This window comes from Thalassospira sp. ER-Se-21-Dark, from assembly GCF_017922435.1.
Taxonomy (GTDB): domain Bacteria; phylum Pseudomonadota; class Alphaproteobacteria; order Rhodospirillales; family Thalassospiraceae; genus Thalassospira.
On sequence record NZ_VDEZ01000002.1, the window covers coordinates 231,807 to 245,934 of the forward strand.

General features: G+C 54.0%; 12 protein-coding genes. 6 read left to right on the top strand and 6 right to left on the bottom strand.

The annotated features are described in order from the left end of the window. Positions 1-9 precede the first annotated feature (9 nt). A complete protein-coding gene (gene ald, locus FHI25_RS08720) occupies positions 10-1,125 on the bottom strand; it encodes an alanine dehydrogenase (protein WP_210516868.1) in 1,116 nt (371 codons plus the stop codon). A gap of 209 nt (positions 1,126-1,334) precedes the next feature. Here ald and FHI25_RS08725 point away from each other — a divergent pair, with 209 nt between their 5' ends. Then, positions 1,335-1,787, top strand: coding sequence for an Lrp/AsnC family transcriptional regulator (locus FHI25_RS08725; protein WP_282597584.1), 453 nt, complete (start codon positions 1,335-1,337; stop codon positions 1,785-1,787). 338 nt (positions 1,788-2,125) lie between these two features. Next, complete coding sequence (locus tag FHI25_RS08730) at positions 2,126-2,836, top strand: TetR family transcriptional regulator (protein WP_063087202.1); 711 nt, start codon at positions 2,126-2,128, stop codon at positions 2,834-2,836. A gap of 104 nt (positions 2,837-2,940) precedes the next feature. Here FHI25_RS08730 and FHI25_RS08735 read toward each other — a convergent pair whose 3' ends face one another. The 4 genes from FHI25_RS08735 to FHI25_RS08750 form a co-directional block, all read right to left on the bottom strand. Continuing rightward, positions 2,941-3,780, bottom strand: a complete 840-nt coding sequence (locus FHI25_RS08735; protein WP_008891401.1) for an ABC transporter permease subunit — start codon at positions 3,778-3,780, stop codon at positions 2,941-2,943. Then, positions 3,777-4,661: an ABC transporter permease subunit gene (locus FHI25_RS08740; protein WP_246879069.1), complete on the bottom strand. Its 885-nt coding sequence runs from the start codon at positions 4,659-4,661 to the stop codon at positions 3,777-3,779. The genes FHI25_RS08735 and FHI25_RS08740 overlap by 4 nt, the downstream gene beginning before the upstream one ends. Before the next feature lie 53 nt (positions 4,662-4,714). Continuing rightward, complete coding sequence (potA, locus tag FHI25_RS08745; protein ID WP_210516872.1) at positions 4,715-5,881, bottom strand: polyamine ABC transporter ATP-binding protein; 1,167 nt, start codon at positions 5,879-5,881, stop codon at positions 4,715-4,717. 412 nt (positions 5,882-6,293) lie between these two features. After that, positions 6,294-7,400 (bottom strand): polyamine ABC transporter substrate-binding protein, encoded by a 1,107-nt coding sequence (locus tag FHI25_RS08750; RefSeq protein WP_210516874.1) that lies wholly within the window; start codon positions 7,398-7,400, stop codon positions 6,294-6,296. Positions 7,401-7,656: 256 nt separating this feature from the next. On the opposite strand from FHI25_RS08750, the gene FHI25_RS08755 reads away from it, so the two are divergent. Further along, the gene (locus FHI25_RS08755) at positions 7,657-8,421 is read left to right on the top strand and encodes a hypothetical protein (protein ID WP_210516875.1); all 765 of its coding nucleotides are present in this window, start codon (positions 7,657-7,659) and stop codon (positions 8,419-8,421) included. Positions 8,422-8,535: 114 nt separating this feature from the next. Here FHI25_RS08755 and FHI25_RS08760 read toward each other — a convergent pair whose 3' ends face one another. After that, complete coding sequence (locus tag FHI25_RS08760; protein WP_008891405.1) at positions 8,536-9,885, bottom strand: glutamine synthetase family protein; 1,350 nt, start codon at positions 9,883-9,885, stop codon at positions 8,536-8,538. A 272-nt stretch (positions 9,886-10,157) separates the two neighbouring features. Here FHI25_RS08760 and dgcN point away from each other — a divergent pair, with 272 nt between their 5' ends. The 3 genes from dgcN to FHI25_RS08775 all read left to right on the top strand — a co-directional run bounded on the left by dgcN (position 10,158) and on the right by FHI25_RS08775 (position 13,709). Further along, positions 10,158-11,162, top strand: coding sequence for an N-acetyltransferase DgcN (dgcN, locus tag FHI25_RS08765; protein WP_008891406.1), 1,005 nt, complete (start codon positions 10,158-10,160; stop codon positions 11,160-11,162). Position 11,163: 1 nt separating this feature from the next. Then, entirely contained in the window at positions 11,164-12,144 is a 981-nt protein-coding gene (gene dgcA / locus FHI25_RS08770; RefSeq protein ID WP_008891407.1) for an N-acetyl-D-Glu racemase DgcA, read from the top strand. Positions 12,145-12,509: 365 nt separating this feature from the next. Next, on the top strand, positions 12,510-13,709 hold the full coding sequence (locus tag FHI25_RS08775; RefSeq protein ID WP_210516877.1) for a GGDEF domain-containing protein: 1,200 nt from the start codon (positions 12,510-12,512) through the stop codon (positions 13,707-13,709). Positions 13,710-14,128 lie beyond the last annotated feature (419 nt).

A 14,128-nucleotide genomic window follows, 5' to 3' on the forward strand; every position in this document is an offset into this window, starting at 1 on the left:
TTTGGTGGCTCAGGCCAATGCACTTTCGATTGGCAGGTACTCATAGCCAAGCGCATCTGCCACGGCCTTATAGGTGATCTTGCCGGCATGGACGTTAAGCCCGGCTGCCAGATGCGGATCATCCTGACAGGCCTTTTTCCAGCCCTTGTTGGCAAGGGCCAGGGCAAAGGGCAGGGTGGCATTGTTCAACGCAAAGGTCGATGTACGTGCGACCGCACCCGGCATATTGGCGACGCAATAATGCACGACATCATCGACGATATAGGTCGGATCGGCATGGGTGGTCGCCTTGGATGTTTCAAAACATCCACCCTGATCAATCGCCACATCGACAATCACCGATCCCGGCTTCATGCGTGACAGCTGCTCTTTTCTGATCAGTTTCGGGGCTGCTGCCCCGGGCACAAGCACCGCACCCACCACCATGTCAGCCTCAAGGACAAGCGCCTCGGTGTCATCAATGGTGGCGTATTGGGTTTTGATGCGCGGGCCATAAAGATCATCAAGATAGGTCAGGCGTTTGACGTTTTTATCAAGAATGATGACATCCGCGCCCATGCCTGCGGCAATGCGTGCGGCGTTCGTACCGACCACGCCGCCGCCAATGACAACGACCTTGGCCGGTGCCACGCCGGGCACACCGCCCAGCAACATGCCCCGTCCGCCATTCGCTTTTTGAAGGGCAGCTGCACCGACCTGCGGGGCCATGCGGCCTGCAACTTCGGACATCGGTGCCAGCAATGGCAGGCCACCTGCGCGGTCGGTGACGGTTTCATAGGCAATCGCGGTGACACCGGACTTGACCAGACCGGCGGTCTGATCCGGGTCCGGTGCCAGATGCAGATAGGTAAACAGCAACTGGCCTTCGCGGAGTTGCTCATACTCGACCTTCTGCGGTTCCTTGACCTTGATGATCATCTCGGCACTGGCAAAGATATCGGATGCGCTGGCCGCAATTTTCGCACCGGCGGCGACATAATCATTATCAGTAAAGCCGATACCGGCACCGGCCATGGTTTCGACCTGTACCTTGTGGCCGTGTGCGACCAGTTCACGGACCGAGCTTGGCGTCAGTCCGACACGGTATTCGTGGTTTTTGATTTCCTTTGGAACACCAATCAGCATGTCGTTTCCTCCCGACAAAAAGGTGGTAATCGGGGTCTCTCCACGGTGTTTCCGGGGATTCCCGGGCGGTTGGCGCCTCTTTTAATCTTATTCTTGAATGATACCCTAAAAATTGGGCAATTAATCTTCATTTCAAGGGGCATTTGATGATATCATTGGTATATAATTCAACAGAAACACGATGATGTCAGAGGATTGTTCGAATGGAGATGGATGAACGAGATCGGATGATTCTGCGTTTACTGCAGAAAGATGGCCGCATCAGCAACGCGGAACTCGCTGAAAAGGTGAACCTGTCGGCGTCTGCCTGCTTGCGACGTGTGCGGCTGCTTGAGGAAGCCGGCTTCATTGATCACTACACTATGCTTCTCAATCCCGCACGGATCGGCAAGCCGGGCAACGCATTCGTCAATATCGCGATCACCCGCCAAACCCGCGAGGCCCTTGAAACCTTCGAGCTCGAAATTCAAAAGGTCCCCGAAGTTGTCGAATGTTATTTGCTGGCCGGGCAGAGCGACTATCTTGTGCATGTCGTTTATAGCGACACCGCAGACTATGAACGCATCCACAGCGAAGTCCTGACCCAGCTCCCCGGTGTAGAACGTGTGCAGACCGTCATCACGCTCCGCGAAGTCAAACGCACTACCGAACTGCCGGTCTGAGCTCTGATCTGCCTCCGGATCCCGGTTCTTTCACGATATGGAATGTCATGAAGTGATGCCGGGCCAGTGGCGCCTGGTCATCATTCCGTCTGGTGGGGCGGAATGCGACTCGAACAAAAAACTGTACGATATTTGTGGGTTTGTTCAGAATGCGTTATGATGGTTGATTGTATGTGACCGGAATTCATCTAAATTGGTCTATATTTGGTCAAAAAAGTGTATGCGTTTTCAATGCTTCATGAATTTTGTCCAGTTATTCCAATCCTGCAGTTTGACTTTTAGGTGAATTAAAATGCAATAATATGCCCGGGGAAAATACGTTGGGGGAAATTAATCAAATGGAACAAGACAATCTTGTTCGCGCTCGTAGCCATGAGCAGAAACTAAAACGCCGTGCTGATATTCTCGAAGCTGCCCGCAAGCTCTATCTCGAAGGTGATGGAACCCTGCCGTCGGCGGCCGAGGTCGCGCGCAAGGCGAACTTGGCCAAGGGCACGCTTTATCTTTATTTTTCAAGCAAGGAAGCATTGTTTCTTGAAGTGTTGCGTCACTTCCAGAAAGAGTGGTTTGAAAACAATCTTGATGTGATTGATCAGGAAGCGCTGCGTCGGCCCGAAGAACGGGATTCGACCCGTGTGGCCCGCCAGTTCGTGCAATATCTGGTCAAGAACGACAAGTTCCTGCATCTCGCATCGCTGTCGCAAGGTGTTCTGGAATCCGGCTCGGACGATGAAATGGTTGTCAACCAGCGCCGCTTCCTGGCATCCATGGTCAAACGTACCGCCGATGCCCTGGCAGAGCTGTATGAAATCACACCGGATGCCGCCAGCAAGCTGATGCGTTCTTCCTATGCGCTGGTTCTGGGCCTGTGGCAAATGTCGCAGCTGCCGGATCGTGTCATCAAGCTGATGGAACAGAACGCGCTCAACAACCTGATCATTGATTTCGAAGAAGCCGCCGAAGAGGCCGTTGTATCTTACTGGCAGGTTTCGGCACCCGGCATGAAATGCCGTGAAATGATGCGCAAGGCGGCCGAAGGCAACTGCTGAGCCGAGGCCACGACAAGCCCAAATGCAAAACAGCGCCGGAAGATTTTCCGGCGCTGTTTTGTTTTGTTGTCTGCCTAACGGTATCAGACGGTCCAAGTAGTGTCTTAGTGTTGCGCATCCGCCCCGGCAGAGGCACGGCTGCGCATCCGCTCGGACCGCAGGATCATCAGGCTGGCAATGACGATCATCACCGACACCGCCAGAATGATCAGGGTCGCCAGTGCGTTGATTTCCGGCGAAACACCGAGACGCACCGATGAAAACACCTTCATCGGCAGTGTGGTCGATCCCGGGCCGGCAACAAAGCTCGCAATCACCAGATCATCCAGCGACAGGGTGAATGAAAGCAGCCAACCAGCCAGCAACGCTGGCAGGATCATCGGAAGCGTGATGACAAAGAAGATCTTGGCAGGCTTAGCACCCAGATCCATTGCCGCTTCCTCGACCGAGGTATCCATCCCCGACAGGCGCGATTGCACGACAACCGCGACATAGGCCGCACAGAAGGTCGTATGCGCAATCGTGATCGTCGAAAGACCACGCCCGGCTGGCCAGCCAATCATTTGCTCAAGCGTGACAAACAACAGCAAAAGCGACAGACCGGTAATAACCTCTGGCATGACAAGCGGGGCGGCAATCATGCCTGAAAAAAGCGTGCGTCCCTTGAACCGGCCAAAGCGTGACATCACAAGCCCCGCCGGGGTGCCAAGGGCCAGGGCAAGGGTTGCCGACATCACCCCGATACGCAGGCTGTTCCAGGCGGCATCAATCATGCCGTCATTGGAAAACAGCGACACATACCACTTGGTCGAAAAGCCCGCCCAGACGGTCACAAGCTTCCCCTCGTTAAAGGAATAGATCATGACAAGCAGGATCGGCACATACAGGAAGGCAAAGCCAAACACCAATGCCGAAATCAGGAAGGTTGAACGTTTGCTGCTCATTGCTGGCCTTCCTCCTGCTTGGTCTGGATATGCTGGAACCACATGATCGGCACGACAAGGAACAGCAGCATCGCAATCGCAACGGCTGAGGCAATCGGCCAGTCACGGTTGGCAAAGAACTCGTTCCAAAGGGTTCGACCGATCATCAATGTGTTCGGACCACCCAGCAGTTCCGGAATAACGAATTCACCCACAGCCGGAATGAACACCAGAAGTGAGCCTGCCAAAATCCCCGGCATCGATAGTGGCAACGTAATCTTGGCAAAGGCCTGCCAGGGCTTGCAGCCCAGATCAAGGGCTGCTTCCACCAGACTGACATCCATTTTTTCAAGCGTGGAATAAAGCGGCAGGATCATGAAGGGCAGGTAGGTATAAACAATCCCGACATAGACCGCGAATTCCGTCTGCCGCATGATCAGCGGTTCGGAAATAATGCCCGTCCACATAAGGAACGCGTTGATCAACCCTTCGCGGTCAAGGATCCCGATCCAGGCATATACACGGATCAGGAAACTGGTCCAGAACGGCAGGATCACAAGCATCAGCAACACACTGCGCATCGATCCTTGGGCGCGTGCAATGCCATAGGCCATCGGATAGCCGATCAGAAGCGTGATGACGGTTGATATCGCCGCAATCCTGATCGAATTGAGGTATGCCGTGACATACAGGCTGTCAGATAGAAGGAACAGGTAGTTCCCGAAATTGAGCGTGACCGTGATGCCTTCGTCGATCCATTCAAACAGCGGCGTATAGGGCGGCTGCGCGTATTCGGCGACGGAAAAGCTGATCTTGAGAACGATCAGGAACGGCACAAGGAAGAACAAAAACAGCCAGAAATACGGGATACCAACCACCAGTACCCGGCCATGTTTGATCATCCAGCGATCAAAACGTTGTTTGAGGGTCAAGCTGCCCTCTTGCTTGTCACTGCTCATTTGTTCAGTACCGAAGCAGCCCCGGCCTCCCACGATACCCAGACGGTGTCTTCCCACGTATAGCGCGGCTCGATCTGGCGGGTGGAATTCGGCTCGGTCACCTTGATGCGTTTGCCACTTTCAAGGCGCACGTGATAGGTCGAAATACCGCCAAGATAGCCGATCTCTTCAACCTTGCCTGATACGCAATTGTATTTGGTGTCTTTGGGCGCTTCCTTGGTGATGCGAAGCCGCTCGGGACGTAACGCAACCCAGAAGGTCATGCCTTCATGGCCCTGCACAGCGTGATCGATATAAATCTCGCACCCGGCCTCATCCGATTTGATGACGGCATATTTTTCATCGTCATCAACCAGAACACCTTCGATCAGGTTGACTTGGCCAAGGAAGTTCGCGGTATAGCGGCTGTTGGGATATTCATAAAGTTCGAACGGGGTACCGGTCTGGTTGATCACCCCTTCATTCATCACGGCAATGCGCGATGCCATGGTCATGGCTTCTTCCTGGTCATGAGTCACCATGACAAAGGTGGTGCCGACCTTTTCCTGAATGTTGACCAGCTCGAACTGGGTCTGTTCGCGCAGTTTCTTGTCAAGCGCGCCCAGCGGTTCGTCGAGCAACAGCACCTTTGGCCGTTTGATCAGCGACCGCGCCAGTGCAACACGCTGGCGCTGACCACCCGAAAGCTGATGGGGTTTGCGTTTGGCAAATTTGCTCATCTGCACAAGACCCAGCATTTCGGCGACCAGTTCCTTGATCTCGCTGCGCGAAACGCCATCCTGCACAAGCCCGAACGCGACATTCTGTTCCACGCTCATGTGCGGGAACAGGGCATAGGACTGGAACATCATGTTGGTCGGGCGCTCATAGGCCGGGACCCCGGCCATATCGACACCATCGATGTAAATCTTGCCTGATGTGGGTTCCTCGAACCCGGCCAGCATGCGCAACAGCGTCGTTTTCCCGCAACCGGACCCGCCCAGAAGGGCGAAAAGCTCGTGGCGATAGATATCCAGGGAAACATCATCGACGGCATAGAAGTCGCCGAATTTCTTGGTCACATTCTCAAAGCGGATATAGGGAACCGCGTCCGGATTGTTCCAAGGTTGTGTCTTGTGCACATCCTCGTGCACGCGCTCCAAAACCGCCTCTGACACCAGCATTCTCCCCTGTTTCAATGTCAAGATGAACCGCTTCAATCAGACGTCAGTCCCTGATGACCTGATGTGCACTCTTATAATGGTGCAGCATTGCTGAAAGGTCGGTTCTTCCTGATAACAGGATGAAGCAATTCTGCAATCTGTAAAGAGGGGTGTGCGATATTTTGAACAACAATCGCCATTTGATACCTAAATTGGCAGAGAATCGGCATGTGGTGTTCAGAAAATGTGCATTTCTGCGAAAGGGGCCGGTTGTCAAAAACAGGCTGACTGCAACCAATAAAGCGCCGTGATCACGAGTCACCGGCCGCCTGGCCGCATCGTTTCGCACGGCTATAAAGCAAAAGGGCGCGACCAAAGTCGCGCCCTTCGCAAGGATCAGGGATCGCAATCCGTCAGGATCGCTTTCGATCACTTACTGACCGGTTTTAAGCTTCGTCCACAGGCGGGTACGGGTACGCAGCAGGCGTGAACCCGGCTCGACTTTCGAACGCAGACGTTCTTTTACTTCCTGCGGCGGATAGATGCCCGGATCTTCCAGAAGGGACGGGTCAACCAGTTCCATCGCGGCAAGGTTCGGGGTTGCATAGGCAACATAGTTTGCGATTTCAGCTTCGACATCGGCACGCAGCACATAGTCGATGAACTTGTGCGCCAGATCCGGGTTCGGTGCATCTTCCGGGATCATCATCGCATCGAACCAGATCAGGGTGCCTTCCTTCGGAATGACATACTTGATCTCGTTGCCGTTACCGGCTTCTTCTGCGCGAAGGGCGGCCATGCCGACATCGCCCGACCAGCCAACAGAAATACAAACGTTACCGTTTGCAAGGTCGTTGATGTACTGGGAGCTATGGAAATAGGTCACATGCGGACGGATTTTCTCAAGCTGCTCAAAGGCGCTTTCAATCGATTCCGAGGTCGGCTCGCCTTCCGGTACATTGCCAAGATAGAAGTTCACCAGCGGTATGATCTCGCCCGGATCATCCAGAAGCGACAGGCCGCATGACGACAGCTTTTCGGCATATTTCGGATCAAAGATCATCGCCCAGCTATCAAGCGGGGCATCGTCACCCAGAACTTCCTGAACTTTGGCAACGTTATAGCCAAAACCGTTGGTGCCCCAGAAATACGGCACGGCATAGGTGTTGTCCGGATCGTATTTTGCCTGCTGCTCAAGGATCACCGGATCCAGGTTGCCATAGTTTGACAGCTTGGATTTGTCGATCGGCTGGAACAGCTTGGCTTTGATCAGGCGTTCGGCATCGGCAAGGGTCGGAACCACGATGTCATAGCCGGAATTACCCGCCAGCAGCTTGGCTTCAACCAGCTGGTTGCTGTCATAAACGTCATAGTTGACCTTGACGCCGTATTCCTTTTCGAAATTCGCAACGGTTTCCTCGCCGATATAATCCGACCAGTTATAAACGTTGAGAACTTCCTGTGCCGATGCACCAGTGGCAAAGCCCGATACGGCAGCCGCAAGCACAACCAGGCTTGATGTTTTAAGAAGAGATTTCATTTCGCTGAGCCTCCCATGTGGCAGCGTTTGAAAGTTTACCGGTTCTGTTTTGGTCCCCCAGAACCCGGGGCTTATCGTAATATCCTTCGAATGCTTCAGGATATTGTCAAATACAAGATGGAAAAATGTGCATATTTCGCATCATGTAAAAAATTGTGCATTCAACATGCAATAATCTTGCGTCTCGTTTTAGTTGTCGCTCGAATTGTGTGATAATTTGTAGCCCGATTGTAATCGATCATAGGTGAAACGTTCGATGCGGGAAATCGAAGAATTTGTTGATGAGAGACATAAGCAGTGTTGCATCCATTGTGGCTCAAACATTGAACGCGTTACCGCAAATAGAGATCACGTTCCCACAAAATCACTTCTCTCCAGAGAGATTCGTAATGTGGGTGCTGAGTACGATCGCACCAAAAGATATGAAGAGGGTTATCTGCCTCAGGTAGTGGTATGCAAGGATTGCAACACGAGCTTCTCGAAGGACGAAACATATTTGCTATGTGTGTTGCACGCGGTAATGGCAGGGTCACTTTATCCCGATCCTTTAAAGTTTGCCGAAGCAGCTAAAGTTCTACGCAGCAATCGGGATATTGTTCGAGAGCTGAAGGCTCAACCAGACGGTCAATTGCCGCTGTTTCAAGATTTGTCCCCATTCACTATCTACCCAAATTTGGATCGGATAAGGCGTGTGATTGTGAAGAATGCGCGAGGCCATGCATATCATGAGCTGGGAGAGCCGGTCTTTGGTGAGCCGGATTGGGTGTTGGTTCAGCCGCTTACTAGCTTGAGTGCGGAAAGTCGTAGAGCGTTTGAGGAGGCCCCCATTTCAGCTGGCGGCGTTTGGCCAGAAGTAGGTAGTCGAATGACCTTAAGGGTTCTTGCTGGATATGATTTAGCCGGCGGTTGGATTGAGGTTGAGAAAGAGCGGTATCGCTACGCAGTTAATTGGGAGGGGGAAGTAGTCATTCGAACTGTTATATGGGACTATTTGGCGACCGAGACTATTTGGCTAAACTAGGTTGAAGTGCTTGGCGCCGGAATGAATGCAAAAATGCGCCGGGAATGATCCGGCGCATTTCTTATTGTCATAGTATCTCTCGCTCTACTGAGGCTTCAGTATAACGAATCAACATTAAACGTTCAGCAACAGGTGCTCACGCTCCCACGCGCTGATTACGGTCTGATAGGCATCCCATTCCGCTTCCTTGACCGCAATAACGGCGGCAGCGAACTCTTCACCCAGCAGTTCCTTAAGCGGCTTGCAACGATGGAATTTCGCAAGTGCTTCGTGAATGTGGCGCGGCAAGGAATGCGCACGGTCATAGCCCGAACCTTCGATCGGGGCCGTCGCATCTACTTCCTCGATAATGCCAAGCAGGCCACAGGCAAGCGACGCCGCAACCGCCAGATACGGGTTGGCATCTGCCCCCGGAAGACGGTTTTCAATACGGCGTGCCGCGGGCGGGCCATTCGGCTGACGCAGGCCGACTGTGCGGTTATCAAGTGACCAGTGCATGTTGATCGGGGCATCCGACCAGGGCTGCAAACGGCGATAACTGTTCATGTTCGGCGCCAGAAGCGGCATGGCTGCCGGCAGATAACGCTGCAGGCCGCCAATATAGTTCAGGAACAGTTTCGAGTTTTCCCCGTCATCATCGGCAAACAGGTTCTTGCCGGTGTTGATATCAAGAAGACTCTGGTGAATATGCATCGAGCTGCCCGGCAGGTTGCCCATCGGCTTGGCCATGAACGTGCCATAGACACCGTGTTTCAGTGCCGTTTCACGCAGCGTACGTTTGAACAAAAAGGCCTGATCGGCCAGTTCAAGCGGATCACCATGGTTAAAGTTCATTTCAAGCTGGGCCGGACCCGACTCGTGGCTCATGGTATCGGCGTCGATATTCATGGCCTCGCAATAGTCATACAGGTCTTCAATCAGCGGATCGAACTCGTTGATGGCATCAATACCAAACGCGTTTGATGCGCGTTCAGGACGGCCGGAACGGCCAATCGGCGGCTCCAGCGGGTTGTCCGGATCGGTGTTCTTTGCCACCAGATAAAATTCAAGTTCTGGCGCGATGATCGGCCGCATGCCGCGTTCTTCAAACGCCTTGAGAACACGTTTAAGTACGCCGCGCGGGGACGTCGAAACTTCTTCGCCGGAAAAATGGAAACAGTCGCAGATGATCTGGGCCGTCGGCTCCTCGTACCACGGCACAACGCGCACGGTTTCCGGGTCGGGAACCATCGCCACGTCCTTTTCGGCCGGGTCAAGGAAGGCATCGGTTTCCTCCGGATAGCCGCCGGTTACCGTCAGGCAGAAAATTGCTTCGGGGATGGCAAGGCTTTTGGCCTCCAGCCCCTTAAGAAACTTCTGTGTCGGAAGAACCTTGCCCCGCGCAACGCCGGACATGTCCGGAACAATGCATTCGACTTCTTCGATTTTTCGCTCGGATAGCCACGTCTTGAGATCGGTGCTCATGTGTAGTCGGGCGCTTTCACGCCAGTCCTTCAAAATTGCATTTTCTTGCGTTTTTCGGGCCATTCCCGAACAAATTCACAAGAAAGGATGTTTGTCTTCGAAGACTATTGTATTTAATTTCGTTATTGTCGTGTTTGTTAGAATTATAGACGAATTTTCGGTTGGATCGTCGAAGATATCGTTTCATATCTCTGGAACGATCCTACCAGATTGCGCTATAGTCGCGCCACAATATTTAAGAGCAGCGTTTGGATGCTGGTCAAGGAGGTATTATGAAAATCGCACATCCGTATCTTATGTTTCTTGGTGACGCGCCGGACGAACTGGCTGCAAAAACCGCAATCGGCATCAAGCAGTGGCGCCCGGAATGGTGCGTCGGTCAGATGAGCCTGCCGGGCTGTCAGGCGGACCTTGGTCTGCCGGAAATGTCGATCGCCGAAGCCAAGGCAGCCGGCGTTAAAACCCTGGTGCTGGGCGTTGCCAACCGTGGCGGGATCATTGGTCCGGCATGGATGGAAACCCTGCTGGCGGCCATTGATGCCGGTATGGACATCGCCAACGGTCTGCATACCCGTCTTTCATCGATTCCGGAATTGGTCGATGCGGCCAAGGCCAAGGGTGTCAGCCTGTTTGACGTGCGCCACTTCGACGGCAAAGTCCCGGTCGGCAACGGTGAAAAACGTTCCGGCAAGCGCGTTCTGGCTGTCGGTACCGACTGTTCGGTCGGTAAGATGTACACTGCCCTTGCAATTGACGCCGAATTCAAAAAACGTGGTATCAAGTCCGACTTCCGTGCAACCGGCCAGACCGGTATCTTCATCGCTGGCGAAGGCATCTCGGTTGATGCAGTTATTTCCGACTTTATCTCGGGCGCTGTTGAAACCATTGCACCGGCCAATGACCCCGATCACTGGGACGTCATGGAAGGGCAGGGCAGCCTGTTCCACGCTTCCTTCGCCGGTGTTTCCATGGGCCTGATCCACGGCTCCCAGCCGGACGCCCTTGTCGTCTGCCACGAGCCGACCCGTGCGCACATGCGTGGTCTGCCGGGGTATAAACTCCCGGATCTGAAAACCTGCCTCGACGTCAACCTGTTGCACGCCAAACTGACCAACCCGGATTGCAAGGTTGTCGGTTTTGCCATCAACACCAAGGCGCTTGATGACGCGGCAGCCAAGAAACTTCTGGCTGACATCGAAGCCGAATTCGGCCTTCCGGCTGTTGACCCGGTTCGTACCGGCGTTGCATCGCTGGTCGACAAGCTGCAGGAGATCTAAGTTGCCAAAACTCACTGTGATTTCCGAAGTCTTCCCTCTGGCACAGGTCTTCAAGATCTCGCGCGGGGCCCGGACCGAGGCACATGTGGTCAAGGTGACGCTCAGCGACGGCACCCATACCGGGCAGGGGGAATGCGTTCCCTATGCCCGGTATAATGAAACGGTCGAAGGTGTCATTGCCGACATCGAAGCACAGGCAGACGCCCTTGACCGTGGCATGACCCGCAAGGAACTTCAGGATGCCATGAAGGCCGGTGCTGCGCGTAACGCGGTCGACTGCGCCTATTGGGATCTCGAAGCCAAGCGTATGGGCCGTCGCGTATGGGAATTGATCGGCCACAAGGCGCCCGAGGGATTGATCACAGCCGAAACGCTGTCGATCGATACCCCGGACAATATGCGCGAAGCCGCCCGCAAGATCGCCCATGCCCCGTTGCTAAAGGTCAAGCTCAATGGCGAAAACGTCCTTGAGTCGGTCCGCGCTGTGCGTGAAGGTTCGCCCAAAGCCCGCATCATTGTCGATGCCAACGAAGCCTGGTCACTTGATCTGCTCGAAGATATCGGTGCCGAACTTGATGGTCTGGGGGTCGAGATGATCGAACAGCCGCTACCTGCCGGGCAGGATGATGGCCTGATCGATATCGATTGCCCGGTGCTTCTGTGTGCTGACGAGTCTGTTCATACGATGGCCGACATTCCGCGTCTGGCCAATCTCTATGACATGATCAACATCAAGCTCGACAAAACCGGTGGTCTTACCGGCGCGCTTGAGCTGGCCGAGGCCGCATCAAAGGCTGGCATGCAGCTGATGACCGGCTGCATGGTCGGAACATCGCTTGCCATGGCACCGGCCATGATCACCGGTGCGATGTCACGTATTGTTGATCTGGATGGCCCGATCTGGATGGCCAAGGATCGCGATCATGCGCTGACGTTTAAAAACGGTGTGATGGGGCTGCCGGATCGCGAACTCTGGGGTTGATTCGGCTAAACGCTATACAACGGCATAATCGCCCTGTTATCGGGACGATATAAGACGGCGCATCGGCAAACCGGTGCGCCGTTTTTATTTCCAATGTAAAAAACCGGCACCCGAATTTTCGACCCAAGGTAGAAAAGCCAAGGGAAATTTTTTTTACAGCCAGATATGGTGGGTTGCGGGTTAACTTTTTGTTTACGAATCAATATCTTGCGGTCGGTCTTGACCGTTTTAAAGCTCCATTTCGGCCCATCTGCTGCATGACGCCACCCTAATGTATAGTTGTGTCTTGGACCAAATAAAGGAACGATGAGACATCTATATAAAGGGCCTGTGTGGCCCGCTTAAATCTGGTTGGAGCGGTTCGCGTGGATTCAGGCCCTCAGGAAAATAGCAGTCCGTCAAAAAAGACGTTTCGATGCTGCTATCGGGATTTTCTCTACACGCCACGGCATGCAGAGCTCCTGCATCTGCGCCGCAAGGAATCGATCCAGCTCACCGCCCGCTTCGCAGCCCTTTTTGTTCTTGTCCTGATGCTTGCCGTTGCGTTCTGGGACGGGGCCTTTGCCGCTGAAATGTGGTCGTCGCAGACCTTTGTCCTGCGCCTTCTGGTGGCGGGGGTTGCGCTTGTGGTTCTTACCAACCGCGCGGTCAGTGCGCGGTTGCGCCGACGTTTTCCATACCTGCCGATGCTGATGCTGATTGTCGCGGCAAGTTTGCTGTGTGTCTTTGCTGGCAATGACCCGCTTGCAACCGATTACATGCACAGTTCGCACAGCTTCCTTATGATCGGTCTGGTGATGATGATTGCCATCATGCCGGTCACCCTGGTCGAGGCCGCCGTTCTTTCAGTGCCATTTGCCGTGTTGCTTGTCATTGGCGCGCAAAGCGGACTTGCGACCGGGTTCGTGCCGTTTGAAATGCTGCTGGCATTCCTGTTGCCGCTGGCGCTGGTATCGGCCCTTGTGCAGCTTTATCGCACGGTTACCGCCGCCCATGAAATCGCCATTGATCCGCTGACCAACTGTTATACCCGTGCCTTTGGCATGGAGATGATCCGGGTCAGCTTCGAAGGCGCACTGCGCAAAAAAGTGCCCTATACCGTTGCCTTCATCGATCTTGATGATTTCAAGCAGATCAATGATCGCTATGGCCATGATTACGGCGACCGCATTCTGGGCGAGGTCGGTAACAACCTGATCCATCGTTTCCGCCGTTCTGACATGGTCGTGCGCTGGGGCGGGGAGGAATTCCTGGTGCTGTTGCCCGAACTGGGCCGTGCCCGCGCTGTCGAGGTGCTTGAACGTGTCATGGCACCGGGGCTGGCAAAGCTTGAAAACGGGCAGGTGCAGCGCGCCAGTGTCGGTCTTTCCGAACGCATCGAAGATGCCATTGCCTTGCCGCAGAACCTGATCGACTTGGCCGATCAGCGCATGTACGAGGCCAAAAAACGCCAGGACCGCGATGACCTCGTCGCACAAGGCTATTCCGGGCGACGCAATACGGTCAGTGCTCTGGCCTCCCCGTCGACCACCAATGCTCCCTCGGTTGATCGCAGCGTAAACTAGCTGCCTGCGTGAGCCCAGACGGGGCTCTGCTGCCCCAATATCAATGCGTCCGGTCGTGACGCGACCTTTCCTGATCCATAAAACCCTGTCTGACGGACATCATGGCGGCGCATGCGGCATCAATCGCTGCCGAGGCCTGTCGTGTGCAGGCAGAATCGGGCCGGTGAAAGGCGCGGAATCGACTTGAGCTCGCGCCAGTTCAGTTCGGATTCGCGTCGATTCTCTCAGCTTTTTCGAAAATTCCATTTTCTTCGGTGATCAAAAAATAGCCGAGAGATGTGAAATTTGCGGGCGTTTGGGGTGCAATGCCTCAAAATAATGCACAAAAAAGAAGCAGTAATATTTCTGACAAAAAAATAGTCAAAAAGCTGTTGCGTCCTGTCCGGTGAATGGGTAATGTTCATTTGTGCGCTGCGGTA